Annotated in this window: 23 protein-coding genes and 3 pseudogenes; 16 read left to right on the top strand and 10 right to left on the bottom strand. The window is 51.1% G+C overall.

The window, feature by feature from the left end; translation table 11 throughout:
* Positions 1-28: 28 nt before the first annotated feature.
* The 4 genes and pseudogenes from budA to ABLV76_RS02240 all read left to right on the top strand — a co-directional run.
* Positions 29-808 (top strand): acetolactate decarboxylase, encoded by a 780-nt coding sequence (gene budA, locus ABLV76_RS02255; protein ID WP_002908205.1) that lies wholly within the window; start codon positions 29-31, stop codon positions 806-808.
* Positions 809-817: 9 nt separating this feature from the next.
* Complete coding sequence (alsS, locus tag ABLV76_RS02250) at positions 818-2,497, top strand: acetolactate synthase AlsS (protein WP_004202990.1); 1,680 nt, start codon at positions 818-820, stop codon at positions 2,495-2,497.
* 23 nt (positions 2,498-2,520) lie between these two features.
* The gene (locus ABLV76_RS02245) at positions 2,521-3,291 is read left to right on the top strand and encodes a (S)-acetoin forming diacetyl reductase (protein WP_004151179.1); all 771 of its coding nucleotides are present in this window, start codon (positions 2,521-2,523) and stop codon (positions 3,289-3,291) included.
* Between the two features lie 148 nt (positions 3,292-3,439).
* Positions 3,440-3,568: pseudogene (locus ABLV76_RS02240) on the top strand (IS110 family transposase); the annotation flags it as partial.
* Between the two features lie 110 nt (positions 3,569-3,678).
* Here ABLV76_RS02240 and ABLV76_RS02235 read toward each other — a convergent pair.
* The 4 genes from ABLV76_RS02235 to ABLV76_RS02220 all read right to left on the bottom strand — a co-directional run bounded on the left by ABLV76_RS02235 (position 3,679) and on the right by ABLV76_RS02220 (position 9,911).
* Positions 3,679-5,181, bottom strand: coding sequence for a carbohydrate porin (locus ABLV76_RS02235; protein WP_348878160.1), 1,503 nt, complete (start codon positions 5,179-5,181; stop codon positions 3,679-3,681).
* Positions 5,182-5,345: 164 nt separating this feature from the next.
* Positions 5,346-6,749: a glycoside hydrolase family 1 protein gene (locus tag ABLV76_RS02230; RefSeq protein ID WP_049004055.1), complete on the bottom strand. Its 1,404-nt coding sequence runs from the start codon at positions 6,747-6,749 to the stop codon at positions 5,346-5,348.
* Between the two features lie 34 nt (positions 6,750-6,783).
* Positions 6,784-8,667 (bottom strand): beta-glucoside-specific PTS transporter subunit IIABC, encoded by a 1,884-nt coding sequence (locus ABLV76_RS02225; RefSeq protein WP_348878159.1) that lies wholly within the window; start codon positions 8,665-8,667, stop codon positions 6,784-6,786.
* A 356-nt stretch (positions 8,668-9,023) separates the two neighbouring features.
* Positions 9,024-9,911 (bottom strand): LysR family transcriptional regulator, encoded by an 888-nt coding sequence (locus tag ABLV76_RS02220; protein ID WP_135719735.1) that lies wholly within the window; start codon positions 9,909-9,911, stop codon positions 9,024-9,026.
* A 283-nt stretch (positions 9,912-10,194) separates the two neighbouring features.
* Here ABLV76_RS02220 and ABLV76_RS02215 point away from each other — a divergent pair, with 283 nt between their 5' ends.
* Entirely contained in the window at positions 10,195-11,232 is a 1,038-nt protein-coding gene (locus ABLV76_RS02215; protein WP_348878158.1) for an aldo/keto reductase, read from the top strand.
* A 51-nt stretch (positions 11,233-11,283) separates the two neighbouring features.
* Here ABLV76_RS02215 and ABLV76_RS02210 read toward each other — a convergent pair whose 3' ends face one another.
* From ABLV76_RS02210 to ABLV76_RS02200, 3 genes are all read right to left on the bottom strand, one after another.
* Positions 11,284-12,228 (bottom strand): SMP-30/gluconolactonase/LRE family protein, encoded by a 945-nt coding sequence (locus tag ABLV76_RS02210; RefSeq protein ID WP_135683560.1) that lies wholly within the window; start codon positions 12,226-12,228, stop codon positions 11,284-11,286.
* 65 nt (positions 12,229-12,293) lie between these two features.
* Entirely contained in the window at positions 12,294-13,475 is a 1,182-nt protein-coding gene (locus tag ABLV76_RS02205; protein ID WP_049004066.1) for an aldo/keto reductase, read from the bottom strand.
* A 46-nt stretch (positions 13,476-13,521) separates the two neighbouring features.
* Complete coding sequence (locus tag ABLV76_RS02200) at positions 13,522-14,508, bottom strand: aldo/keto reductase (RefSeq protein WP_208527191.1); 987 nt, start codon at positions 14,506-14,508, stop codon at positions 13,522-13,524.
* A gap of 213 nt (positions 14,509-14,721) precedes the next feature.
* Between ABLV76_RS02200 and ABLV76_RS02195 the strand changes: the two genes are divergently transcribed.
* Positions 14,722-15,630 carry a LysR family transcriptional regulator gene (locus ABLV76_RS02195; protein ID WP_114506072.1) on the top strand — a complete coding sequence of 303 codons (909 nt, stop codon included), beginning with the start codon at positions 14,722-14,724 and terminating at the stop codon, positions 15,628-15,630.
* A gap of 36 nt (positions 15,631-15,666) precedes the next feature.
* On the opposite strand, the gene ABLV76_RS02190 is transcribed toward ABLV76_RS02195, so the two are convergent.
* Positions 15,667-16,566, bottom strand: coding sequence for a LysR family transcriptional regulator (locus ABLV76_RS02190; protein WP_348878157.1), 900 nt, complete (start codon positions 16,564-16,566; stop codon positions 15,667-15,669).
* Between the two features lie 139 nt (positions 16,567-16,705).
* Here ABLV76_RS02190 and ABLV76_RS02185 point away from each other — a divergent pair, with 139 nt between their 5' ends.
* The 9 genes and pseudogenes from ABLV76_RS02185 to ABLV76_RS02145 all read left to right on the top strand — a co-directional run bounded on the left by ABLV76_RS02185 (position 16,706) and on the right by ABLV76_RS02145 (position 23,817).
* Positions 16,706-17,008, top strand: a complete 303-nt coding sequence (locus tag ABLV76_RS02185) for a hypothetical protein (RefSeq protein ID WP_053810270.1) — start codon at positions 16,706-16,708, stop codon at positions 17,006-17,008.
* Positions 17,009-17,022: 14 nt separating this feature from the next.
* Positions 17,023-17,712: a type 1 glutamine amidotransferase domain-containing protein gene (locus tag ABLV76_RS02180; RefSeq protein ID WP_023341718.1), complete on the top strand. Its 690-nt coding sequence runs from the start codon at positions 17,023-17,025 to the stop codon at positions 17,710-17,712.
* A gap of 84 nt (positions 17,713-17,796) precedes the next feature.
* Positions 17,797-18,744 carry an aldo/keto reductase gene (locus ABLV76_RS02175; protein WP_114506070.1) on the top strand — a complete coding sequence of 316 codons (948 nt, stop codon included), beginning with the start codon at positions 17,797-17,799 and terminating at the stop codon, positions 18,742-18,744.
* Positions 18,745-18,846: 102 nt separating this feature from the next.
* Positions 18,847-19,881: an amidohydrolase family protein gene (locus ABLV76_RS02170; protein WP_080841544.1), complete on the top strand. Its 1,035-nt coding sequence runs from the start codon at positions 18,847-18,849 to the stop codon at positions 19,879-19,881.
* A gap of 151 nt (positions 19,882-20,032) precedes the next feature.
* A pseudogene (locus ABLV76_RS02165) lies at positions 20,033-20,604 on the top strand (NAD(P)H-dependent oxidoreductase).
* 2 nt (positions 20,605-20,606) lie between these two features.
* Entirely contained in the window at positions 20,607-21,626 is a 1,020-nt protein-coding gene (locus tag ABLV76_RS02160) for an aldo/keto reductase (protein ID WP_114506069.1), read from the top strand.
* Positions 21,627-21,713: 87 nt separating this feature from the next.
* Positions 21,714-22,253, top strand: coding sequence for an NAD(P)H-dependent oxidoreductase (locus ABLV76_RS02155; protein WP_064187701.1), 540 nt, complete (start codon positions 21,714-21,716; stop codon positions 22,251-22,253).
* 34 nt (positions 22,254-22,287) lie between these two features.
* Positions 22,288-22,998, top strand: coding sequence for an antibiotic biosynthesis monooxygenase (locus ABLV76_RS02150; protein ID WP_182937455.1), 711 nt, complete (start codon positions 22,288-22,290; stop codon positions 22,996-22,998).
* Between the two features lie 15 nt (positions 22,999-23,013).
* Entirely contained in the window at positions 23,014-23,817 is an 804-nt protein-coding gene (locus ABLV76_RS02145; RefSeq protein ID WP_049004716.1) for a carboxymuconolactone decarboxylase family protein, read from the top strand.
* Between the two features lie 204 nt (positions 23,818-24,021).
* Here the strand turns inward: ABLV76_RS02145 and ABLV76_RS02140 are convergent, their stop codons facing one another.
* On the bottom strand, positions 24,022-25,239 hold the full coding sequence (locus ABLV76_RS02140) for an MFS transporter (RefSeq protein WP_074377612.1): 1,218 nt from the start codon (positions 25,237-25,239) through the stop codon (positions 24,022-24,024).
* Positions 25,240-25,366: 127 nt separating this feature from the next.
* The gene (locus ABLV76_RS02135) at positions 25,367-25,759 is read right to left on the bottom strand and encodes a cyclophilin-like fold protein (RefSeq protein ID WP_348878156.1); all 393 of its coding nucleotides are present in this window, start codon (positions 25,757-25,759) and stop codon (positions 25,367-25,369) included.
* Between the two features lie 227 nt (positions 25,760-25,986).
* Between ABLV76_RS02135 and ABLV76_RS02130 the strand changes: the two are divergent.
* A pseudogene (locus ABLV76_RS02130) lies at positions 25,987-26,146 on the top strand (LysR family transcriptional regulator); the annotation flags it as partial.
* Positions 26,147-26,421: the final 275 nt, after the last annotated feature.

The following is a 26,421-nucleotide window of genomic DNA, read 5'->3' as shown; positions in this document are numbered from 1 at the left end:
TTATATTTGTTGAACGAGGAAGTGGTATATGAATCATTCTGCTGAATGCACCTGCGAAGAGAGTCTATGCGAAACCCTGCGGGCGTTTTCCGCGCAGCATCCCGAGAGCGTGCTCTATCAGACATCGCTCATGAGCGCCCTGCTAAGCGGGGTTTACGAAGGGAGCACCACCATCGCCGACCTGCTGAAGCACGGCGATTTCGGTCTCGGCACCTTTAATGAGCTGGACGGGGAGCTGATCGCTTTTAGCAGTCAGGTCTATCAGCTGCGGGCCGACGGCAGCGCGCGCAAAGCGCAGCCGGAGCAGAAAACGCCGTTCGCGGTGATGACCTGGTTCCAGCCGCAGTACCGGAAAACCTTCGACCACCCGGTGAGCCGCCAGCAGCTGCACGAGGTGATCGACCAGCAAATTCCCTCTGACAACCTGTTCTGCGCCCTGCGCATCGATGGCCATTTCCGCCATGCCCATACCCGCACCGTGCCTCGCCAGACGCCGCCGTACCGGGCGATGACCGACGTCCTCGACGATCAGCCGGTGTTCCGCTTTAACCAGCGCGAAGGGGTACTGGTCGGCTTCCGTACCCCGCAGCATATGCAGGGGATCAACGTCGCCGGGTATCACGAGCACTTTATTACCGATGACCGCAAAGGCGGCGGTCACCTGCTGGATTACCAGCTCGACCACGGGGTGTTGACCTTCGGCGAAATTCACAAGCTGATGATCGACCTGCCCGCCGACAGCGCGTTCCTGCAGGCCAATCTGCATCCCGATAATCTCGATGCCGCCATCCGTTCCGTAGAAAGTTAAGGGGGTCACATGGACAAACAGTATCCGGTACGCCAGTGGGCGCACGGCGCCGATCTCGTCGTCAGCCAGCTGGAAGCCCAGGGGGTACGTCAGGTGTTCGGTATCCCTGGCGCCAAAATCGACAAGGTATTCGACTCACTGCTGGATTCCTCCATTCGCATTATTCCGGTACGCCACGAAGCCAACGCCGCGTTTATGGCCGCCGCCGTCGGGCGCATTACCGGTAAAGCCGGCGTGGCGCTGGTCACCTCCGGCCCGGGCTGCTCCAACCTGATCACCGGTATGGCCACCGCCAACAGCGAAGGCGACCCGGTGGTGGCCCTGGGCGGCGCGGTGAAACGCGCCGATAAAGCCAAACAGGTCCACCAGAGTATGGATACGGTGGCGATGTTCAGCCCGGTGACGAAATACGCCGTCGAGGTGACCGCGCCGGACGCGCTGGCGGAAGTGGTCTCCAACGCCTTCCGCGCCGCCGAGCAGGGCCGCCCGGGCAGCGCTTTCGTCAGCCTGCCGCAGGATGTGGTCGATGGCCCGGTCAGCGGCAAAGTACTGCCGGCCAGCGGGGCCCCGCAGATGGGCGCCGCGCCGGATGCCGCCATCGACCAGGTGGCGAAGCTTATCGCTCAGGCGAAAAACCCGATCTTCCTGCTCGGCCTGATGGCCAGCCAGCCGGAGAACAGCGCGGCGCTGCGCCGTTTGCTGGAGGCCAGCCATATTCCGGTCACCAGCACCTATCAGGCCGCCGGGGCGGTGAATCAGGATAACTTCTCTCGCTTCGCCGGCCGGGTCGGGCTGTTTAACAACCAGGCCGGGGACCGTCTGCTGCAGCTCGCCGACCTGGTGATCTGCATCGGCTACAGCCCGGTGGAATATGAACCGGCGATGTGGAACAGCGGCAACGCGACGCTGGTGCATATCGACGTCCTGCCCGCCTATGAAGAGCGCAACTACACCCCGGACGTCGAGCTGGTGGGCGATATCGCCGGCACCCTCAACAAGCTGGCGCAAAATATCGATCGCCGGCTGGTGCTCTCCCCGCAGGCGGCGGAGATCCTCCGCGACCGCCAGCACCAGCGCGAACTGCTGGACCGCCGCGGCGCGCAGCTGAATCAGTTTGCTCTGCATCCGCTGCGCATCGTTCGCGCCATGCAGGATATCGTCAACAGCGACGTCACGCTGACCGTGGACATGGGCAGCTTCCATATCTGGATTGCCCGCTACCTGTACAGCTTCCGCGCCCGTCAGGTGATGATCTCCAACGGCCAGCAGACCATGGGCGTCGCCCTGCCCTGGGCCATCGGCGCCTGGCTGGTCAATCCTGAGCGCAAAGTGGTCTCCGTCTCCGGCGACGGCGGCTTCCTGCAGTCGAGCATGGAGCTGGAGACCGCTGTCCGCCTGAAAGCCAACGTGCTGCACCTGATCTGGGTCGATAACGGCTACAACATGGTGGCCATCCAGGAAGAGAAAAAATATCAGCGCCTGTCCGGCGTCGAGTTCGGGCCGATGGATTTTAAAGCCTATGCCGAGTCCTTCGGCGCCAAAGGGTTTGCCGTGGAAAGCGCCGAGGCGCTGGAGCCGACCCTGCGCGCGGCGATGGACGTCGACGGCCCGGCGGTGGTGGCCATTCCGGTGGATTATCGCGATAACCCGCTGCTGATGGGCCAGCTGCATCTGAGTCAGATTCTGTAAGTCATCACAATAAGGAAAGGAAAATGAAAAAAGTCGCACTTGTTACCGGCGCCGGCCAGGGGATTGGTAAAGCTATCGCCCTTCGTCTGGTGAAGGATGGATTTGCCGTGGCCATTGCCGATTATAACGACGCCACCGCCAAAGCGGTCGCCTCCGAAATCAACCAGGCCGGCGGCCGCGCCATGGCGGTGAAAGTGGATGTCTCCGACCGCGATCAGGTGTTCGCCGCCGTCGAACAGGCGCGCAAAACGCTGGGCGGCTTCGACGTCATCGTCAACAACGCCGGCGTGGCGCCGTCCACGCCGATCGAGTCCATTACCCCGGAAATTGTCGATAAAGTCTACAACATCAACGTCAAAGGGGTGATCTGGGGCATTCAGGCGGCGGTCGAAGCCTTTAAGAAAGAGGGGCACGGCGGGAAAATCATCAACGCCTGCTCCCAGGCCGGCCACGTCGGCAACCCGGAGCTGGCGGTGTATAGCTCCAGTAAATTCGCGGTGCGCGGCTTAACCCAGACCGCCGCTCGCGACCTCGCGCCGCTGGGCATCACGGTCAACGGCTACTGCCCGGGGATTGTCAAAACGCCGATGTGGGCCGAAATTGACCGCCAGGTGTCAGAAGCCGCCGGTAAACCGCTGGGCTACGGTACCGCCGAGTTCGCCAAACGCATCACCCTCGGTCGGCTATCCGAGCCGGAAGATGTCGCCGCCTGCGTCTCCTATCTTGCCAGCCCGGATTCTGATTACATGACCGGTCAGTCATTGCTGATCGACGGCGGGATGGTATTTAACTAATAAAAAATAAGCTCTGACATGGCTTGCCCCTGCTTGTACGCAGGGGCTTTTTTTGGTTTGGGTGTAAGTGTAAGCATCCTGGCGAAACGAAGCATCAATATTTGAGGGCTTCTGGCGTTATTAGTTACGCTTCTGGCACGACATGGGCAATTCAGTTGAAAATATACTTCGCTGGCTCAGGCTCCAGCACTGCGGTCCGGAAGATGTTCATGTGGTGATGGAGGCCACCGGTGTTTACCACGAACGGCTGGCTACTGAGTTACATGATGCCGGTTACCTTCTGTTAAGAGACTGGCCTCCATTCAATTATCGGATGTATTGGATGGCCAGTGAATTTTTACAGTGAATAATCATTGTTATAAAAATGTGATAAAATATATAGGCCGTTCATCTCCACCACAATTCTGCCTGAACGCCAAAGCTTAACTGACGGCTTTTATCGTCATTGAAACTGAAATTAGTAATTTCGTTATGAATTGCATCCATATAGGTGGTATAGAAGCGAATTTCCGGGCGTGATTTTAACATGCTATTTGCAACTTTAAGTGCATGATAAACTGTTGCTTTATAGCCTGATTCTCGAAGAGTTCCGTCGATATTAGTATTTCTTTGATTAAAATAAGCCAACTCTATTCCTGTTTGATTATACTGATCCCAAATCCAGGCTGGCCGAACCACTGCACGCAAAAATTCCGAGTCAGAGTGTGGATGTTTATCTTCAATGGTATGAATATTTTTAGCCATCCCAGCAACTACTGTGCTGGCCATTATTATATTGGGGGATAAATAATTTTCCCCTTGTGTGATAAAGCGCCATGTATAGCCACTGGCACTGCCTGGTATATACAAATAGCCCGGTTCTGAGTCATTTATTTTAGCCATGCTACTAGCAATCGAATTATTACCAAGTTGAAACCCAAATTCATTGAAACCACCATCATCATGTTGTGTGGTTAAAGTGATAGTTCCCATTGCAGCATCTTTAAATTCGATATCATTCTGGCTATCTGTTTTATTTGCCATATGATATTTACCATCTATTTCCAATGTCTTATTATGAGATACAGGTATTTTATTATAACGAAAATCAATGAAATTCGTGTTGACTGTTTCATCAGCAGCATCCTTATCCTGACGTTGTAATGCAATATCCAAACTACCAACAGGCAATGTGATATTTTCTAAGCCTACACCGCCTGCGGTTACTGCATTATGATATTTCCAGTCAAGCATCTGGAGTTCTCTTTTAGCAATTTTATGCTTACCAACCCACAATATTGCATCAGGAATTGGTGGTATAAAACCCGTGGTTTTTAGATACATATCTGAAAATTGTAGATAACTGCCCTTCTCAGAGGGTGTATCGAACCATCCACTGGAATTTGACTGGCTAACATTACCGTCCAGAGTAACGATTGCTTCAGCCTCTCTAGTTTGATCTTTAAACACTCGCTGTGTAAAGGTGAGATCAAACCACCCCGTGTTTTCATTACCATATCGTCCAAGACTACCAATGGCATAGTCTTTCGGACCACCATTGGTTGTTGTTGCCATTCCTGCACGAAAATAACCGGAATAATTAAACCCTATTTCCTTCTTAATCTTTAACGCAAGATCGTGGAATTCACTATCCGACATATTATTAAATGTACCTGCCTCATTCGTCGAGGCGGATAATGGTTCACCTGTCGTTATTTTATTCGCAATTAATTTTTTGTTGTCATTCTCTTTGAATTTTAACTTATCGTCGTTCGATAACTTTTCCTTTAACTTCCGAACAATTGCATCAATATCCTCCGGCGAAAGAGTCGGTGCAGAAATAGCATAAGCATTAACTAGTAGAAGTGCAGAAATACATATAAGCTTTGTAAGGCTGTTCTTGATTGCCATCAATTAGTACCCTTGTGATTTTGATTTTATTGTTGTTTGCCAAGCGTTAACAATAAGTATTTATGAACACTATCATCTGTTAAATAAAAGATAAACAGCATCCCCCCATCTAATTTTTAGGTTAACCAGATGGGGTATACTTTATAATTAATCAAATAAATAATTCAGGGCCTGGACAAGCCATTCTTGCTAATCACATCTTTATACCACCAGAAGCTTTTTTTCGGGATTCTGGCGAGCTCTTTAAGATCAAATTCATCACGATCAACATATATAAATCCATACCGCTTGCCATAGCCTTGATGGGTGCTGATTAAGTCTATAGCGGCCCAGGGACAATAAGCGAAAATTTCTACACCATCGGTTATTGCAAGCTGCATTTGTTCAATATGCTTTTGTAAATAATCAATGCGGTATTGATCATCAATTTTACCATTTACAAGACAATCATGTTGACCTAACCCATTTTCAGAGATCATGATGGGTAATCGATATTTATCCCATACGGCTCTTAAAGTCGTGCGAAAACCTATAGGGTCGACCAGCCAGTTATAATCTGTTTTCTCGAGATAAGGGTTAACTGCTGCCCGATAAATACCTTCCTCACCATAGGTGATCTGCTGATCACCTTCGCGGAAGGTAATATCATGACCATCATTACGACTCGCACTGACCGTCATTGTGGCATAATAATTAATAGAAATGAAATCAGGGTTAGCATTCTTCAGTATTTCATCATCTCCCTCCAGGACATCAGGCTGATAACCTCGATCACATAAATATGACCAGGCAAGGCTGTTATATTGGCCATAAACTGCCATATCAAGATAAAGCCAACAACGAATTGCCATCCAGTTGTCTGCTGCAATAATATCCTCTGGATGGCAGGACGCTGGGTATACCGATATAATATTTGGTGCTGGTCCAATCTTACCCTCAGGCACACGTTCGTGGCACAGTTTCATCACTGCTGCCTGTGCTACAAACATATGGTGTGCTTCCTGGTAAGCGTGTTTTTTGCTGTTATGTTTTTTTCCAATGGCATTACCGTGTAAAATCATTACGTTTTGTTCGTTTATAGTTAAAAAATATTTTACCCGGTCACCAAAACGATCAAATATCAATCTCGCGTATTCTATAAATGCATCAATGGTTTTTCTTGAACTCCATCCACCTTGCTCTTCAAGTTTCAATGGCAAGTCAAAGTGATACAGAGTCAATATAGGCTCTATATTGTAACGCAACAGCTCATCAATTAAATTATTATAGAAATCAACCCCTTTCTCGTTTATTTCACCTTGCCCCTGAGGCAATACTCTCGACCATGAAACTGAAAAACGATAACTTTTTAATCCCATTTGAGCAAATAAACGAACGTCTTCTTTATAGCGATGATAATGATCGCTCGCTACAGTAAAATCGGTAATGTCAGCATGCCGGGCACCAAGGGCATCCTGGACCGAAGGACCTTTGCCATCGCAATTCCACCCTCCTTCAACCTGGAAAGCTGAAGTCGATGCTCCCCATAAAAATTCATCCGGAAAAACTTTAAGATTTTTGTATAGCATATTAAGCCCTTAATATTATTGATTCGGAATACATTTATAACTTGACGCTCATTATCTTTTTCGTGGCGTCAATTACCTTGTGTTGGTCTTGTGTATATTCAAGCTCTGAAGTTTCTTCAAGATTAGTAATAATAACAGGGGTGTGCAGAGAAAGACCGGCTGCGCTAATCGCCCCAATATCAAATTCAATCATGAGTTGTCCTGAAGTCACCTTCTGTCCTTTTTCAATGTAAGACTTAAAGGGCGCCCCTTTCAATGACACGGTATCAATACCTACATGGATCAATAATTCAACACCATTATTTGATTCCAGACAGATAGCATGTAAAGTCGGGAAAACTGAAACAACGGTACCGTCAAATGGTGCCAATACCTTTCCTTCAACAGGAACGATGGCTAATCCTTTTCCAAGGGCACCGGAAGAGAAAACTTCATCCTCTACTTCTTCTAATGGGATTACATTCCCTTTTATTGGATTCATTATCCCTTCTATATTATTTTTTTCTGCTGAAATGTGCGATTCTGCAGGTGCTTCAGCATTACCGGTACACACTAAAGCCGGTTCGTATTTCAGACTAAGAATATAGGTAAGGATAGCCGTTACTATAACGGAAATAAGTAATGCAATAAGAATATTAAAGATGTTCCACAGGTTCTCGCCAAGATATAAAGGCAGGGCTGGAAGTCCCGATGATCCCACGGCATAACGATACACATCTGTAATCCCGGCATATAAACCACCGCAAGCGGCTCCTGTCATACAAGCGATTAACGGGTATTTTTTTGGTAAATTTACACCATAGAGTGCAGGCTCTGTAATCCCCATTAGTGCAGTGATTCCTGAAGAACGTGCGATTTGACGAGTAGTATTCTCCTGAGTTCTAAAACCAACAACCAGCGCAGCAACGGCCTGACTGATATTGGCTATCATCGCACCTGGACCAATAATATTTTCGACTTTTAATGTTGTAAGTTGTGCAATAGAAAGTGGCGTAATGCTAAAATGAATGCCAAACATAACTAATATTGGCCAAAGTGTTGCTACAAGGAAAACCACTGTCCAACTACCGACAGATTGTAAACCCACAAAAGCTAATGCAATATAATCTCCAATATACCCTCCCAGTGGACCAAGCAGCGTTAACCCTATAATACCGACAAACATCAGAGTCAACATAGGGACAAAGATAATCTTGATGGCATTAGGCACTATTGTATTCAAAAAACGTTCAACAAATGACTGTAGCCAAACAATGAGTAAAATTGGAACAACAGAGGAACCATAGTTTACGAGCCTAACAGGCAACCCAAAAATCTCTATTGGATCGCCTGTCAATCGTAACTGGACAAATTGAGGATGAAGTAAAATACCACCAAGCACTGCGGCAAGTATTGGATTGCACTTTAATTTTGATGCCGCATTATAGGCAAGTAAAATTGGCAAAAAGTAAAAAACAGCGTCAGACATAAAGTTTATAACTACATAGGTCTTCTCTTCCTTACCAATAAGGTTAAACACGACAAGTAAAGCCAGCAATGCTTTTACCATCCCTGCCCCGGAAATAGCGGGTATGAGAGGGTTGAATGTTCCAGAGATAAAGTCCATAACTGAACTTAAACTTATTTTTCTATTCTTCGATGTGGATATATTAGAACTGCTGGAGCTGCGTGCTGGGTACGCGTCATTAAATGCATCAAAAACATCCTTAACATGAGTGCCGACAACCACCTGGCACTGACCTCCACTCATAATGACATTGATTACCCCTTCAAGGGATTTCAATTTAGCAATGTCAATATTATTATCAACCAAAACAAATCTCAACCGAGTTTGGCAATGGGTTAAATCTTTTACATTCCCAATCCCGCCAATATGAGAAATTATAGAGGTTATCAGATTATGGTATTTACCGCTCATTAAGATTCTCCAGTTTTTGATGCTGGGAATCTAACAGTTGAAAAATATTGAATCAAATACCTTTAAACTATGCATTACTATGCCTCACAGGCATGGTAATCGTAATGACACAGCAACAAAACCTCTTGATAATCATCGGGTTTGTTTTTTTCGCTTTTACATAAACTACTGTTACTGGTCGATTTCAGTATGTCCATAATCATAAAACGCGATCCAGATGCTACTTTTACAGCATAAGAATTCAACCTCCTTTAAATAATGTGATGGATATCACAACTATAATGAAGATAAAGAGTTCATGTTTTGGCTGTTTGTCCGGTTAAATCCCCCTGACATTAATCATTAGACGATGGCTATTAGTATTCAGGTTGGTTCAGATAACGTGAAATCGTTTTAACAAATAAATCTGTTGCGGTATTAAATATACGGCCTTTTTTCCATAGAACCAGGCTTTGTGTACGTCTTATCGGGTTAAACTGCCGAAAAGTTAATCCATTCACATTACGTACAAGTGGGCTATCAATACATACCACGTAACAAATACCTTTCCTGACGCTTTGAATAGGTATGACAAGACTGTTGTAGGTTCCTAATATATTAATATGATATTTCGAGCGGCCAAACCAGTTTTCTATTTCATTAATAACAGAAGGCCTCGCTGGAAGCATCAGTGGCTGATGGATCAGATCTTTCATTTCAACTTTTTCCTTTTTGGCTAAAGGATCGTCGACGGGTAGCAGCACACCCCATTCTTCATATGTGGGTAATCTTATGACGTTATAACTTAATGTATCAACCGGGTCTAATAACACACAAATATCAACCTCTCCTTCATCCATTTTTTTGATGATATATTCTGTTATGCCAGAATAGAAGTTAAACCTGACGTTAGGGTAAGATAAAGAGAAGGGTTTAATTAAGTCTAAAAGTAATTCGCTACCCTGTGACTCCACTATTCCAATGGTAACTTCACCAGAAACTAAAACATTCTTTTCGGTTAGTTCTTTTATTGTTAGTGCAGCAAGATCCAAAATATCTCTGGCGCGACTCTTTAATAATTTACCTTCTGGTGTGAGGGTCATTGCCCTGCCATTTTTTTCGAACAACTCCACACCAAGGCTCTGTTCAAGCATTATTAGCTGGCGACTTAATGTTGGCTGCGTAATGTGTAGCAAATCCGCAGCCTTGGTAATATTGTTAGTGTTTGAAACGGTCAGGAAGTAACGTAGAATTTTTAGGTCCATATAGCCACCAAATTTAACATATGAATCCCAACTATACTTGAGATATTAATAAGTGTTAACAGCCCATGGAGATTTTGTTACCGATAGCGCATTATGAAAGCAGGGATGTTTGATGCGATCACCGATGTTACTTTGTCGGGACTGTACTTCGATTTTAATTCCATTGTCGACTACTTGTGAAAAAAACTCATAACACCATTCAATGGCGCATGCTGGTTCCCTTCATACCAGTGCAATACCCTGTCACATACAGAATTGCTGGCAATAAAAGAAGGAACACCGAATGAAGTATGTGAATCTGGGTCGTAGCGGGTTGAACGTCTCCCGTCTTTGTCTCGGTTGTATGAGCTATGGCGAACCTGAACGGTTGCCTCAACCCTGGTCCCTGGATGAAAAGGCGTCACGTCCGCTCATTCGCCAGGCGCTTGAAGCCGGCATTAATTTTTTTGATACCGCGAATATCTACTCAGGCGGAAGTTCTGAAGAGATTACTGGAAAAGCGCTGAGAGAAATGGCCAGACGTGACGAGATCGTTGTAGCGACAAAGACCTTCTTTCCGTGGCGCAACTCACCCAATACCGGGTTTCTTTCCCGCAAGGCCATTTTTCAGTCTATTGACGATAGCCTGATGCGCTTAGGCATGGATTATGTGGATCTCTTTCAGATTCACCGCTTTGACCACTCCACGCCTGTTGAAGAGACCATGGAGGCTCTGCATGACCTCGTTAAAGCAGGAAAAGTACGTTACATCGGCGCATCTTCTATGGAAGCCTGGCGCTTTGCAAAAATGCAGCATACCGCTGAGCGTAACGGCTGGACCCGATTTATCACGATGCAACCGCAATACAACCTGCTTTACCGGGAAGAAGAGCGCGAGATGCTGCCCCTGTGTGAAGACCAGGGCATTGGGGTGATCCCCTGGAGTCCGATGGCACGCGGCAGGCTCACGCGCGACTGGAGTGTCACGTCCCGACGAACGCAAAACGATGCCTTTGCGTTAAAAATGTATGAGAACGCAGCCCTTCTGGATAAGCCCGTTATTGATGTTGTTGCCAGCATTGCCGAAAAGCACGCGGTGCCAAGAGCTCATGTTGCAATTGCCTGGCTGTTATCAAAATCCGTCATCACAGCACCGATCATTGGCGCAACGAAACCAGAACATCTTTCCACGGCTATCAGCGCGCTGGACTTTTCTCTGAGCGATGCCGAAATCATAGAACTCGAGGCACAGTATCTGCCGCACCCCGTTGACGGGATCATTCCCCCGCTTCCGGATACGCCGCCTTCCCTCACGCCGCCTTCAGCAATCCAGAACTGTTAACACCCTGCCCTGGCCCGGCGTTGCCGGGTCTGCCAGACCACTCATTCCCGGTCACTGATGTGAAAAGGGAAACGGTGCCGGCGCGAATGCGCCCGATCGAAAAATCATCGCTCCACCAGGTTCGCTCCCGCTGTTGGCGACAATAAACAACTCGCGATGCCCGGGGCGGATCGCCAGGCTTGTCGATTTAAGGTTATGGCCTTTGTCGCGGTCAGGCAGCACAATTTGCCCAATCGGCAGTCCGTTGCGGTTGAAGACCATGACGCGGCCCTGGCCTGAGATGGCCACATATACATTGCCTTCGCTGTCGACACGGGCCCCGTCTGGCGCCGGCCCGGTGAACTGATAGGTAACAACTGAACCAAACGGGGCGACCGTGGTGGCGTCTGACAGTCTTACGCGATGAAGCCTGTTTTTAGCGTGTTCTGTGGCCCATATCTGAGTACCGTCAGGGTCAATCGCTATGCCGTTCCCGACTGCGAGCCCAGGCAGGATGGCATGAATTGACCCGACATTGGGACTAACGTAGAACACTCCACCCTGTGGATCGGCTGAATTTCCCCGGCTGTCAGTGAAATAAAATCCGCCCTGATTATCAAAGACCAGGTCGTTGACAAGAAATCCGGCATCAGGAGCAACAATCATCTGCTCACCGGTGCCGTTGGGTTCGATAGCCCGAACAGAACCTCGCTGCATATCGCCCACCGAGGCGATAAAGATCCGTCCATCCTTGTGTACCGCCAGGCCGGAAGCACCGAGCGTATTCTCCTTAAGGACAATGGAAAGCTGCCGCTCCGGGGTGAGCTTAAACACGCGCCCCGTCGCCACATCAACAAACAGCAGGTTATTGTTCCGATCGAACACGATCCCTTCGAGCACGAGCGACGCCTGTGAAACGCTGAAGTACGGCTGGGCCTCCACGGCCTGAAGAGAACGCTCCCAGGGCGGTATGGGGACGGCACTGCATGTAAGCGCTTTATGATTTAGTCCATTCATGTGGTTTATCCCCGGCAATAATACAGAGGGAGACTTCACCTGCAGTCTCCCTGTGACAGCAGGTATTAACTTTTATCAAACTGACTTTCGGTAAACGGATCGGCGCGACCGCCCTGCAATGGGATTTTGGCAAGCGCCGCATCGATTTCGCGTAGCTCGCTGTCCGTCAACCGGACTTGCGGTGCGCCGCTATTTTCTATCAGGTGCGGATATTGCGTCGTACCCGGGATAGGGACAATCCAGGGTCGCTGGGCCATTACCCAGGCCAGCGCGAACTGAACCGGAGTGGTGTTTTTGCGACGGGCCCAGGACTGCGCGAATTCAAGCAGCACCATGTTTTTGGCCAGGGCATCGGGCTGGAAGCGTGGCAGGTTATGCCGCCGATCTGTGCTGTCGAACCGCTGATCTGGATTGACTGCCCCGGCAAGGAAACTGCGGGCGGTCGGGCAGTAAGGTACGAAACCGATACCCAGCTCTTCGAGCGTCGGAAATATCCGCGTCTCCGGTTCCCGCCACCACATGGCATACTCACTCTGCACTGCAGTCACAGGGAGTACCGCATGTGCGCGCCGGATTGTCCTGGCACTCGCTTCCGACAGTCCCCAGTGTTTCACTTTCCCCTCCTGGATCAGCGCCTTTACGGTTTCCGCCACATCCTCGATCGGCACATTCGGGTCGGGGCGATGCTGATAAAGAAGATCGATGTGGTCCGTTTTCAGACGCTTTAGTGAGCCTTCTACGGCGCGGCGGATATGGTCAGGGTGGCTGTTTAGGGAAGTTGGCTTCCCCTCCTCAACGCCGAAACCGAACTTGGTGGCAATCACCACGCGATCGCGAACGGGGGACAGTGCTTCCCCGACAAATTCTTCACTGAGATGGGGGCCGTACACCTCGGCAGTATCAAAGAAGGTGATACCTTGTTCGAAGGCTGCCCGGATAAGCGAAACCATGGCTTTACGATCGCGCGGACCACCGCCGTAATACCCCACCATCGGCAGGCACCCGAGTCCCATACCGGAAACCTCCAGCGAGCCGAGTTTACGCATGGGTAAGGTTTCCTTCTGCACCGGAACAGCATCCGCAGGGACGTTCGGCGTGTCCTGACCAGCCGGTTTCGCCATCACGGCGCCGCTCCTGCCAAGGGTGGTTGCGGCCAACGCCAGACCGGCGCCGGCGATCAGAAAATTGCGCCGGTCCCGGGAAGCGGGTACGGCAGCAGAAGGCTGGTCATGCATCATCTTGCTCATAAACTGGAACTCCCTATAGCGAAGTAAGGATTCATTCATTTGGTCATTACCAGGCATAAGCCTGGGGCGCTTCTCCCCCGGGGCCGGGCCAGATTTCGTCGAGACAGCTCATGGTGTCGTCTGATAGGGTGATTGTCGTTGCGTGAAGCGCCTCCCGGAGTTGTTCCACCGTACGAGGCCCAATCAGTGGAGCGGTAACGACAGGATTCTGCAGGAGCCAGGCCAGCGCCACATCGGAAGGGGTTTCGCCGAGGTTCTCACATAATCCTTCATAGGCTTCCAGCTGCGGACGATACTGTTCAATTTGGCGGGCAAACGCGGGCCTTGCTCGGCGCCCGCTTGCCATCTTTTTCAGTACGCCGCCAAGCAACCCTCCGGCAAGTGGGCTCCAGGGGATCAGTCCCAGGCCAAAATGACGGCATGCGGGAATGAGCTCCAGCTCAATAGTTCGGGCAGTCAGATTGTAGAGACTTTGCTCGGCGACCAGGCCCAGGAAATGACGGGCCGTGGCGACTGACTGCGCAGTCGCAATGTCCCAGCCGGCGAAATTGCTGCTACCGATATAAAGAACCTTTCCCTGCTGAACAAGCAGTTCCATGGCCTGCCAGATCTCTTCCCACGGTGTATGACGATCGATGTGATGCATCTGATAGACGTCAATATGGTCGGTCTTAAGACGTCGCAAACTGTCCTCGCAGGCCTTGCGAATATGGTAAGCAGAAAGCCGGCGATCGTTCGGACCAGGTCCCATAGGCTGATAGACTTTCGTCGCCAGAACAATACGGTCACGGCGGCCACCCTGCTGAAGCCAGCGACCAATAATTTCCTCGGACAGCCCTGAGCCTTGCTGGATATCGGGGGATTGTTCGGTGCCATACACGTCCGCTGTATCAATGAAATTGATACCCGCCTCAAGCGCTTCATCCAGAATGCGGGCACTGGTTTTCTCGTCGGTGACGTCACCAAAATTCATGGTTCCGAGACAAAGGCGGCTGACTTTCAGGCCAGTGCGGCCAAGATGCGTATAGTTCATAAACGGCTCCGTTAGGTGAATGTTCCGCCCTGGCCCACCAGCCAGAGTGCATAATTTTCAAGAATAACGAAGCACAACATGTTCAGTGAGAGGACATGAGTGGATGGACTTGTGAATAAAATTCAGCAACGGATTAGCCCTGGTCGGTCTAAGGTGTATATCATTTCTTTATCAACGCATTCGGGTCTTAACGCACAAGGAAAACTATTCTGTATGCAAATAAGCAGAGCTGATGTTGCCGATCTCATTTATTTCATGGCGATTGCACGTCATCGCAGCTTCAGCCGTGCGGCAATTGAATTAGGCGTCAGTGCATCAGCGCTGAGTCATGCCCTGAAGGGACTGGAAACCCGGCTCGGGGTTCGCCTGCTTAATCGCACGACCAAGAGCGTCACCCCTACGGCAGCTGGTGAGGAACTGGTTCAGTCTGTTCTTCAGCCTTTCGACTCCATAGAAGGCGCGCTTGAATCGCTTAACCGGTATCGCAATACCCCTACCGGACGTATCCGCATCAATGCCGCCGTTGAAGCGGCAAATCTTTTGCTTGCGCCGGTCATGCCCGCTTTTATGGATCGCTATCCCGATATTGAAATCGATATTGTGGCCAGCAACCGTATGGTTGACGTCACTGATGCGGGCTTCGATGCCGGTATCCGCTATGGTGGCACCGTCCCGGAGGACATGGTTGCCCGGCGTTTATCCGCCGATATTCGCTGGGTTATCGCGGCCTCCCCCGACTACCTGGAACGCTACGGAACGCCTGAACATCCGGATGATTTATTACGCCATCGCTGCATCAGCAATCGTCTCGGCGACGATCGGGTTTATCGCTGGGAACTTAAGCGAGACGGCGAAACATACCAAATGACAGTGCCAGGCTCAGTGACGGTCAATCATGCCGAAACGGGCCTTGTAGCCGTACTGGGCGGGGCTGGCCTGATGTATTTTCCGGAGCCTCTCGTTGCTCCCTATGTCAAGGATGGGCGGCTCCGCCTGGTGCTTACGGAATGGTCCCCGCTGGAGGAAGGTTTTCATATCTATTATTCAAGCCGCCGGCAACTGCCGACCGGGCTTCGTCTTCTGATTGAGTTTATACAGGAGGCCAGGCCGCTGGGGTTGTGAAATAGCGCCTCCATACTGAACAATGAGTTAACGTCTTTATCGCCTCGTAGCGGATAGCAGAAAATCAATCAGGGTCTTCACTCTTTTCGTTTTACCCGCGTTTTTGGGATAATAGAGATAAACTGGCGGGTAGGTTTTCCAGTAGCACTCCATCACGGGGATAAAGTGCTCCTTGTCGGGCTGTAACTGCCAGATGGGTTCAAACAGGCGTCCAATTCCCAGCCCGTTACGGATCCCGTCAGCCATAACATCGATATCGTTACTGATTAACTGCCCGGGCATCTCAACCGTCAGTTGTTCTCCGTGGTCGTTCAGGAGCAACGGAAGGATGCGGTTGTTAGTGATAAAACGGTAGCCAATCAGCTTGTGTTGACTGAGGTCTGCCGGCACCTCAGGCATTCCATGCTCGCTGATATAAGCTGAGGATGCATATAATCCTTCACGAAAGGGTTTCATTAACGGCCGCGCCACCACCCCGCCTTCAAGAATATCGCCAAAACGGATCCCCAGATCAAAACGCTCTTCGATGATATTCACGGTACCGTCATGGACCGATATTTCCAGCTGTATGCCCGGATATTGCTGACAGAATTTCGCCATTGCAGGCTTAAGAATTAACAAATAGGCAAAACGCGAGAGTGTGATTCGCACAATACCAGAGGGCTCCTGATTCTGGTCGCGAATGCTTTCAAGCGAATTTTCCAGCGACTCCACCGCCGCAGCGGTCTGTTCCAGCAACAGCTGCCCGGTTTCCGTCAGATCAATACGGCGGGTCGTACGCACAAAAAGCGGATGGCCAATATGCTCTTCAAGCAGCTTAAGCGCATTGCTGACGGAAGGAGGCGTAATTTCCAGTTTTCTTGCGGCTGCCGAAATATTACCCTCACGTGCAATGCTCTGAAAGATGCGTATCTGGTTATACAGGGCATTATTCATAATGTGTTCCTTAAGCAATCTCCGCCAGATTATTAAGTACAGTCTAAAGATGCTTAAGTCAATGCTCCTCTAATCTTCATGAAATTCGCCTCTTATACTTTTATCTCTTTCTAAAACGACCTGAGTTCAGGAGACTATGATGCGAATTTTATGTCTGGATATCCCCGCACCTGGAGCATCGCTGGAAAAATATGCTCCACACCTTAACGCTGAAGCCCTGCACGCCTGGGGATTGTATAAATCCGGGTTCATCCGCGACATCTACTTCCGTCAGGACAGACCTGGCGTCGCTATTTTTCTTGAATGTGACTCTGTCGATGAAGCGGTGAACGTCATGGCCGAATTTCCGCTGGCAAAAGCAGGCTTATTAAGCTTCGAGTGCATTCCGCTTGGCTCCTTTATTAACTGGGAAAATCTTTTTGCCGCTGAATTCAAAAAGTAAAAGTGAGGCCCGATATGAAACCTGCAGATAAACCCGTGCTGTGTGTTGTCTCCAGCCATCCAATTAAAGGTGCATCCGGTGTACCGACCGGTTTTTTCCTGGCCGAGCTGACGCATCCGCTGAAAGTACTGGAAGATGCCGGACTAAAAACGATGATCGCCAGCATTCGTGGGGGACAGCCGCCGGTGGATGGATTTGACCTCAGTGACCCTGTCAACGCCTGGTACTGGAACGAAACCGATTTTCAGCAGCGCCTGGCCACAACGCCTGCGTTATCCGAGCTGAACGGTACCGATTACAGCGCCGTTTTCTTTGCGGGCGGCCATGGAACCATGTGGGATTTCCGCGACAGCCAGGATGCCCAGCGTATTATCCGCGAAGTGTATGAAAATGATGGGATTGTCTCAGCCGTCTGCCACGGGCCTGCGGCACTGGTTGACGCAAAGCTCAGTAGCGGGGAATACCTGGTAAAAGGCAAAAACGTGGCGGCCTTTACCAACAAGGAAGAGGAAGAAGTTCACACCACAGATGTGGTTCCCTTCCTGCTTGAGACTGCACTCCGCGAGCATGGCGCGCTTCATCATGAAGCCCCGAACTGGTCTGAAAACGTGGTTACCGACGGTCGCCTTATCACGGGGCAGAATCCCGCTTCAGCGCACGGTGTCGGTGTGGCGCTGTTAAATGCGCTCCGCCAGACAGCTTAATTCATTCATCTGTCTTTCATCGTTACTCACCCTCTTTGGCCGGTTTACGTCAGCAACGATCCGGCCTTTTTTCAGGAGCTGAATATGAAAACTCTTCCTCTCGTCGCGCTCGGCACATGGTCCTGGGGCACAGGCTTTGCCGGTGGCGACACCGTCTTCGGCAATCATCTTTCTGATACACAGATGGCAGACGTGTTCACCACGGCCATGAGTAAGGGCCTCAATCTCTGGGATACCGCAGCAGTATATGGCATGGGGAGTTCAGAGGCTGCGCTGGGAACGTTAGTCCGTCAATTCCCCCGCGAGGATATGATTTTATCCACCAAATTCACGCCGCAGATTGCGAACGAACAGTCAGCGCAGCCTGTCAGCGATATGCTTGAGGCCAGCCTGGGACGCCTGGGTGTGGACGCGATTGATTTCTACTGGATCCATAATCCCCTCGATGTTGAGAAATGGACGCCAGGACTGATCCCACTTTTACAAAGCGGTAAGGTCAAACGCGTCGGTGTTTCCAACCACAATCTGGCACAAATCAGACGCGCCAACGAAATCCTTAACGCTTCCGGTTATTCCCTCAGTGCAGTACAGAATCACTACAGCCTGCTCTATCGCGCCTCTGAAGAGGCCGGGATCCTTGATTATTGCCGACAAAATAACATCACGTTCTTTGCTTACATGGTCCTGGAGCAAGGCGCGCTCAGTGGTCGTTATGATTCAAATCATCCCATGCCTGCCGGGAGTGGCCGGGCCGAAAGTTATAACGCAGTACTGCCGCAGATAGAAAGATTAACCGCCGCCATGAAAAAAATGGGAGCTGAAAGGAATGCCAGCGTTGCACAGATAGCCATCGCATGGGCTATTGCGAAAGGTACCCTTCCACTCATCGGCGCGACTAAAGTCCATCACGTTCTGGACGCCGCCAGTGCTTCAGATATCCAGTTACGCGAGGAGGAAATCATCCTGCTGGAACAACTCGCCACAGAGACCAGAGTGGATACACGAGGCGCCTGGGAAAAACCGATGGTGTAACGCCTGTCCGGGACAGACTGTCATGAATGACATTCACGTATGGACAGTTCCGGCTGATCCTTATCTGCATCACTTTTACTGCTTTGTATGAAGGGTGAGAATATGAAAATCATTTGCCTCGAAGAACATTATCTCGACAGCGAGTTAGGGCGAGCGTGTATGCCTGTTGCGCTTGAGCAGGCGCCTTTCCTTGGCGACTGGGGGAAAACCGTCGCTGATGGTCATAATCCTGACCGAAGCCGGCCGCAGATAGAAAAGAATGCGCTGATAAACGCGAAAGGCGCAGATTTGGGAAGCCGCCGCCTCAGGGATATGGATGAGGCTGGAATTACCCTGCAGATCCTTTCTGTGGGCGGATTCCCCCAGTTGGCACCCAAGGATGAAGCGGTAACATTAAATACGGCGGCAAACGACCGCCTTGCCGGGGCGGTAAGAAATCACCCGGATCGCTTCGCGGCATTTGCCACACTTCCCTGGGCACAGCCGGAAGAGGCTGAAAAAGAGCTTGTCCGCGCAGTTGAAAAACTGGGGTTTAAAGGGGCACTTCTCAATGGCCGACCCTCTTCATGCTTTCTCGATCATCCTGACTATGACTCCCTGCTTTCCCGCTTTAATAAACTGAATGTGCCACTCTACCTTCATCCCGGATTACCGTTTAAAAGCGTGCAACAGGCCTACTTCACGGGCTTCAGCGCAGAGGTCAACGCCAGGCTCTCTATGTTTGGCTGGGGCTGGCATCACGAAGCCGGGATCCATTTGTTACGGCTGATGTTATCGGGCGCATTTGATAAATATCCCCACCTGCAGGTAATCAGTGGCCACTGGGGGGAGATGCTGCCCTTCTGGCTGCAGCGTCTTGATGACAGCCTTCCGCTGGCTGCAACGGGTCTGTCACGCACGCTAACGAGAACCTTCCAGGAACACGTTTATGTTACCCCGTCAGGTATGCTGACACTGCCGCACTTCCAGTTTATCTACGAGTTAATGGGGGCAGACAGGATCCTGTTCTCCGTCGATTATCCCTATCAGACCCTGGACGGTGTAAAAACATTTATCGACTGTCTGCCGGTCAATAAGGCTGAAAAAGAGGCCATCGCGTTTCGCAATGCAGAACGTTTACTGGGCATCACGGCGTAGTTCACGGGTTCATGATGACCGGGCACAATAAGATCCGTCGACCATTATTAGTTTTTGTCTAAAAGTGAATGAGCCTTTACTGCTCTAAAAAAAATAATGGTGTCACTCTATACTGGGTTAAATATTCACCAATGATGTTTAACTGATTGAAATGAAAAATATCCTTGTTGTTTCAGGTCATCCTGAGCTGAACCATTCCGTCGCCAATGCCACTATCCTTGATGAAGTGGCTACCGCCCTTCCCGATGCTGAAATTCGTCGTCTGGACTGGCTCTATCCGGACGGCAAATTCAATATCGCTGCGGAGCAGGAAAGCCTGCTCAGGGCCGATGTGATTGTCTGGCAGTTTCCTTTTTCCTGGTATGGGCTACCCGGGGTAATGAAACAATGGCTGGACGAGGTCTTTGTCCACGGCTTCGCGCATGGCTCAACGGCGAAACTGCGCGGTAAAAAGCTGCTCCTCTCCTTCACTACCGGGGCGCCACAGGGCTCTATACCGCTGACGGTTTCTTTGGCCATGCCATTGAAGCGTATCTTATTCCGTTCGAGACCACGGCAAGGCTGTGCAATCTTGAGCTGCTGGCGCCGGTTTATACCTGCGGTATCAGCTATGCCGACCGGGATGCCGACAAAATCGCGCAGCAAAAAACGCTTGCCCGGGAACACGCTTCAAGGCTTGTCGATCTGCTCAATTCCGTCGTGAATAATCCAAAGGGAGAATAACGATGCAGTATATCCGGCTTGGTAAAAGTGACTTACTGGTCTCCCGCATCTGCATGGGATGTATGGGGTTTGGCGACCCGTTAACGGGCCAGCATCGCTGGACGCTGGACGAAACAGCAAGCCGGGACATTATCCGCTACGGTCTCGAAAAGGGTATCAATTTTTACGATACCGCCATCGCCTATCAGAACGGCTCCAGCGAGCGATACGTTGGCCGGGCGCTGCGGGAGATGGCAAAACGCGAGGACGTGGTGCTGGCCACCAAGTTTCTGCCACGAACCGCCGCGCAAATTGCCGCGGGGATCGGCGGAAAAGAAGCCATAGCCCGATCGCTCGACCAGAGCCTGCAGAATCTGGGGATGGACTACATCGACCTCTACATCTATCACATCTGGGATTACAACACGCCAGTTATTGAGGTGCTTGAAGCGCTGCACGCCGCCGTGACCGCCGGCAAGGTGCGCGCGATTGGTATTTCCAATTGCTATGCCTGGCAGCTGGCGAAGGCGAACGCCCTTGCCGAAAGCGAAGGGCTGACGCCCTTTGTTTCCGTGCAGAGCCACTACAACCTGATTATGCGTGAAGATGAACGAGAGCTCTTCGGTCTGTGCGCTGAAGATGATATCGCCATGACCCCCTATAGCGCGCTGGCCAGCGGCCGTCTCTCCCGGAAAGAAGGCCACACGCGACGAGCCGCGGAGGATGATTATGCGCGCGGGAAATATGACAGCACGGCTGAACAGGATCGGCTCATTATTGAGCGTGTAGCCGAACTTGCCGAACGGCATCAGGTGTCCATGACGGAAATATCTCTCGCCTGGCTGCTGACAAAAGTCACGTCACCTGTTGTAGGGGCCACAAAAAAAGATCACGTCGATGGCGCGGTAAACGCCGTCAATCTTCAACTGAGCCAGGAGGAAATCCGGTTTCTGGAAGAAACCTACCAGCCGCATGTTCTGACGGGGATCATGGCGCAAAACACGCCGCAAACCAAAGACGCCAGGCAGGTCTGGACGCGGTAGCCCTTATTCACTTTTATAGGAGGTTTTATGATCTGGTTACTGCAGCACAGAGCAGCAGCGTTGTTTTTGTTTGCAGTTATCTTCCTGATGCCCGTTAGCCATGCACATAGTCGTGAAAAGACCGACATTAAAACGCTCGTTATCGTCTCACACCCTTATCCGGAACGCTCAGTTCTGACAAAAGGGCTGCAGGCAGCCGCTGAGAGTCTGGAAGGCGTGACGGTTCGCAACCTTGAGACATTGTATGGTTATGACACACGTCAGATTAATGGCGACGCGGAGCGAAAAATGATGCGTGAGCACAGTCGTGTCGTTTTTATCTTCCCGACACACTGGTTCAATATTACGCCGATGATGAAAGCCTGGCTTAATGAAACCTGGGGGAGTGTCGGACCCGGTTTGTGGCAGGGAAAGGAGATGCTTATTGTCAGTACGGCTGCGGGGGGAAGCTCAACTTACGGGCCAGACGGCAGGATCGGGGTATCGCTCGCGGATGTGTTTTTACCAATGAAAGCCAGCGCCCTGCACGCAGGTATGACGTGGCTTCCTCCCCTGGTCTTTGAGGGCGCCCGTAGCGATCAGCTACCTTCCTACCAGCACCAGCTGATCGAACGACTTAAACAGTAATGTCAGTAAAAGGAGCCTCGTGAAAAAGAGCCTTATGCTTTTAATTTGCATACTAATAAGCAGTCCGGTTTTTGCAACAAAACCGGATGTGCTGGATAAGTCAGTGATGAATCTCTTCGAGATTGGGGTCAGGCCCGATCGGGGCAACGATTTTGCAGACGTGGCCAGACAGACGATTTCTGCTTCGGTTGTTCATGAAGAAGGTACGCTGGCGATGTACGCCCTGCAACGCAGCGACCATCCACGTCATGCATTCATGGTGGAGCTCTATGAAAACGAAAGCGCTTACCACAAACATCTGAATGGCGACCCGTACAAGGCATTCGCTGCCCGGGCACCTGACATTATCGAACGGAAAAATAAAATCATTCTGGAGCCCCAATTTCTGGGGGACAAACACCTCATACCGAATGAGCGAACCATTAATAATCTGGTGATCGTCGAGGTAAAGCCTGAATTTCAGACCGAATTTAAAAACATCGTCATGCCTGAAATGGCTGAGTCGCTCAAAGTAGAGAAAGGCGTGTTAGCTATGTATGCCGCTACAGACTCACAGACTCCGAACCGCTGGTATTTTTATGAGATTTACGCCAGTGAGGAAGCGTATCAACTGCACCGACAAACGCCACACTTTCGGGACTATCTCAGGCAAACGGCGCATATGAGCGCCAGTAAGGACGCTATCCCGGTAAAACCGGTATTTCTTCGTAACAAAGGCGGAATCAAACAGGATCCGCACCGTTGATCAGTGAGGATTAACATGAAAAGCATAATTGCAGCGGCGGCCATGTCGCTTGTTATTTCTGATTTTGCTATTGCTGAGGAAACAAGAGGTAAAGCGATGATGAAAATTGAACCTTCAGCGATTTCGGAAGCTGATATTCGTGCTGTCTCTCCGGCTCTGGCGCGCTTCAGCCGTGAAGCCATTACTGAAGATCTGTGGACACGCGATTCCCTCTCGCCCAGGGACCGTAGTATGGTGACCATTGCCATGCTGATTGCCCGCAACCAGCCAGGCGAGCTTAAGCACTATATTGAAGTCGCTCTCGATAGCGGCGTGACACCAGCGGAACTGTCAGAAATCATTACCCATCTGGCGTTCTACTCAGGTTGGCCAAATGCAATGTCAGCCATCAGCGTGACTAAAACGGTTTTTGAATCTCGTGGCGTTACGGCGGATGCAATTCCTGACGCTTCTCCGGATCTGCTCCCCCTCAATCAGGAAGCAGAAAAGCAGCGTTCAGAAACAGTGGAAAAAAATGTTGGCTCAATATCTCCAGGCCTGGTTAAGTTCACTGCTGAACCCCTGTTCCTGGATCTCTGGCAAAGACCCGCGCTGAAACCCCGCGACAGAAGCCTGGTTACGGTCAGCGCCTTAATCGCATCCGGACAAAGTGCACAGATTGGCTATCACCTCAACAGAGCGATGGATAATGGACTATCTGCTGAGGAGGCTGGTGAGATCGTTACCCAAGCCGCGTTCTATGCCGGCTGGCCAAACGCGTTTACCGCTGCTCCTGTTGTCGGAGAGGTACTACGCAATCGGTCATCGAGTAAAAAGTAATATTACTGAACGCGAAAACCTAACGTACATCATAAAATTAGGGTGACCAGTTCTCGAACAAATGGGCGCAACATTGAGTGATTTGGACTGACCCCGCCCGTAGACATATTCTTTCCTCACGACGAGGCCTTATCCATCGGCTCCAGCGGCAATATGCACGCATGGGCGCCGTAAGCTTTAACTGTTATGGCGTTACTCCTGGGTTTATGAATGGTCTGCGGCAGAAGTGTCTGCCCGCGAGGTCAGAAAGATCAGTACGGTTGCGATAATCAGCATCGCGGCGCTGGCCAGGAAGGTGCTCTGGTAGCCGTGATGGTCGAAAAGCAGACCGCCCACCGTCGAACCGAGAGCAATGGACAGTTGCACCATCGCCACCATCAGTCCGCCGCCCGCTTCGGCATTCTGAGGGAAGGTATGCGGAACCCATGCCCACCATCCCACCGGTGCGGAAGTGGAAATCAGCCCCCACAGCCCGAGCAGCGCCGTCACGATGGCTACATGACTGCCGAAGGCAATCAGGGCCAGCGCAGTGATAGCCATCAGTACAGGGATGGCCATCAGGGTCGGGTAGAACCCGCTTTTCAGCACCCGGCCAATCAGGGTAGTGCCGATGAAACCCGCGACACCAATAACCAGCAGGACCAAGGTCACCGTTGCGGCATCCACCCGCGTCACCGTCTCAAGGAAAGGCCTGATGTAGGTAAAGAGCGTGAATTGCCCCATAAAGAAGATCCCCACACCCAGCATGCCCAGCGTGACCACCCGTCGACGAAACAGCCTGAAAACGTTGCGGGAAGCCGCCGCCTGACGGGTGACCGACATAGAAGGCAGACTGAGTAATTGCCAGACAAACGCGATGATGGCGACCGGCACCAGGCAGAAGAAGGCCCCCCGCCAGCCAACAACCGATCCGAGCCAGCTGCCAAGAGGGGCAGCCACGACGGTAGCCAGAGCATTGCCGCTGTTGAAAATAGCCAGCGCCAGCGGAACACGATGCACCGGGACCAGACGCATTGCCGTCGCGGCCGACATCGACCAGAACCCGCCGACCACAATGCCAATCAGGGCCCTGCCCGCCATATAGGTCAGGTAATTGGGCGCCATCGCAATAACAGCACCGGAAATTGCCATAATGCAGGTCAGACCGAGCAGCAGCGTTTTCCGGTTAAGCGTGCCTGCCAGCACGGAAATAAACAGGCTGGTTACCACTGCAAATGTCCCGGAAATGGCGATGCCCTGTCCGGCCATACCTTCGGTGACACGAAGGGTCTGCGCCATCGGTGTCAGCAGGCTGACCGGCATGAATTCGGAGGCGATCAGGGCAAAGACGCACAGCGTCATGGCAAAGACACCACTCCAGTGCTCAGGCTGTTTCCCGCTTCCGGTGTTATTTTTTCTGTTTTCGTCTGTCTTATTACTCATTCAGGGATTTCTTTTCAGTAGATAACATGAAGTCTGCGCCCCGGAGCCTTCAGCGCTGAAGGAAGAGCTGAAACGGCATACGGGGACGGGATAAGAGGGATAATCGCGATATGGAAGGTGCTGTGGGTCAGTTGGCTACCCTGATCTGCACCGCAAGAGGTCCGTGGCGCTGCAGGACCGGGAGTCCGGAATCCACTTTCCCTAACGGGATCAGTGAACGGCCGTAAGCCCTGCCCCGGGCAAAAATCGCCAGGTTGCCCCACGGCGCGTAGTAAGTGATATCTCCGGCTTCCGGCGTCATGCCGTCCGGTGCCTGCACCGTGGAAAGCCTGCGCGGCAGGTCGCTTATACGCTCAATATCGTCATAGTCTTCCAGCGTCAGGCTGAGAGGAAGCAAAGACGCAAAGTCCCGGCCTGTCGGCGTATCATAGAGGGTGGCGGTAGCGGTTTCTCCCTCCACGATGATCTCAATTTTCATAAGCGTCTCCTGCGCCACTCCCCGGTCGTTGTTACTCGCCATAGCGGACTGCGTGACGAAAATCAGGCCGGCAAGAAGCAGCAGTGATGTTCTGCGGTAAGCGTTTTGCATAAGGGTTATCGTTGACTTTTTCATCGCTTTATTATTAGCAATATGCAGCGGGTTAACTAGCTAATGAATACTTAATACCCTTATGAGTAAAATTTATAAATGGACCGGAAACGAGCATGGCCAGGCGCAATCTCAACGACTGACTCTCTTTCGTTACCGTGGTGCGTGAGGGTAGCTTTACGCGCGCTGCCGCCCAGCTCGGCGTGACCCAGCCCGCCTGAGCAGGCGATTTCCGGGCAGGAAGAACGGATGCGAATCCGCCTGCTGACAAGGACCACGCGCAGTGTGTCAGTGACGACTGCCGGGGCGCGACTGCTGTATTAATGAGCACATGGTTCAATCGGGGAAAATTTACGCCTGAGAGTTTAATGACTATATCTGGCACACAGCAGGCGTGATCGACACCAGGGGACGTCACGCGCTAGCGGCTATGCGTAGCGCCGGCTGGGAAGTTCCCGGATGGCGGCGCGTGGCGCCTTATCCTGGCTACGCTATTGCGCCACTCTTGTGCCGTTATTTTGCCGGGTGGCGCTTCGCTTACCCGGCCTACAAAACTGCCCGCGATTTGGCGCTCTATTCGCGCCCTTCGTAGG

It is taken from the genome of Klebsiella sp. GB_Kp047, assembly GCF_040065235.1.
Classification (GTDB): domain Bacteria; phylum Pseudomonadota; class Gammaproteobacteria; order Enterobacterales; family Enterobacteriaceae; genus Klebsiella; species Klebsiella quasipneumoniae.
Note: the sequence above shows the minus strand (reverse complement) of the source record. Positions and strands in the feature narration are given on the sequence as shown.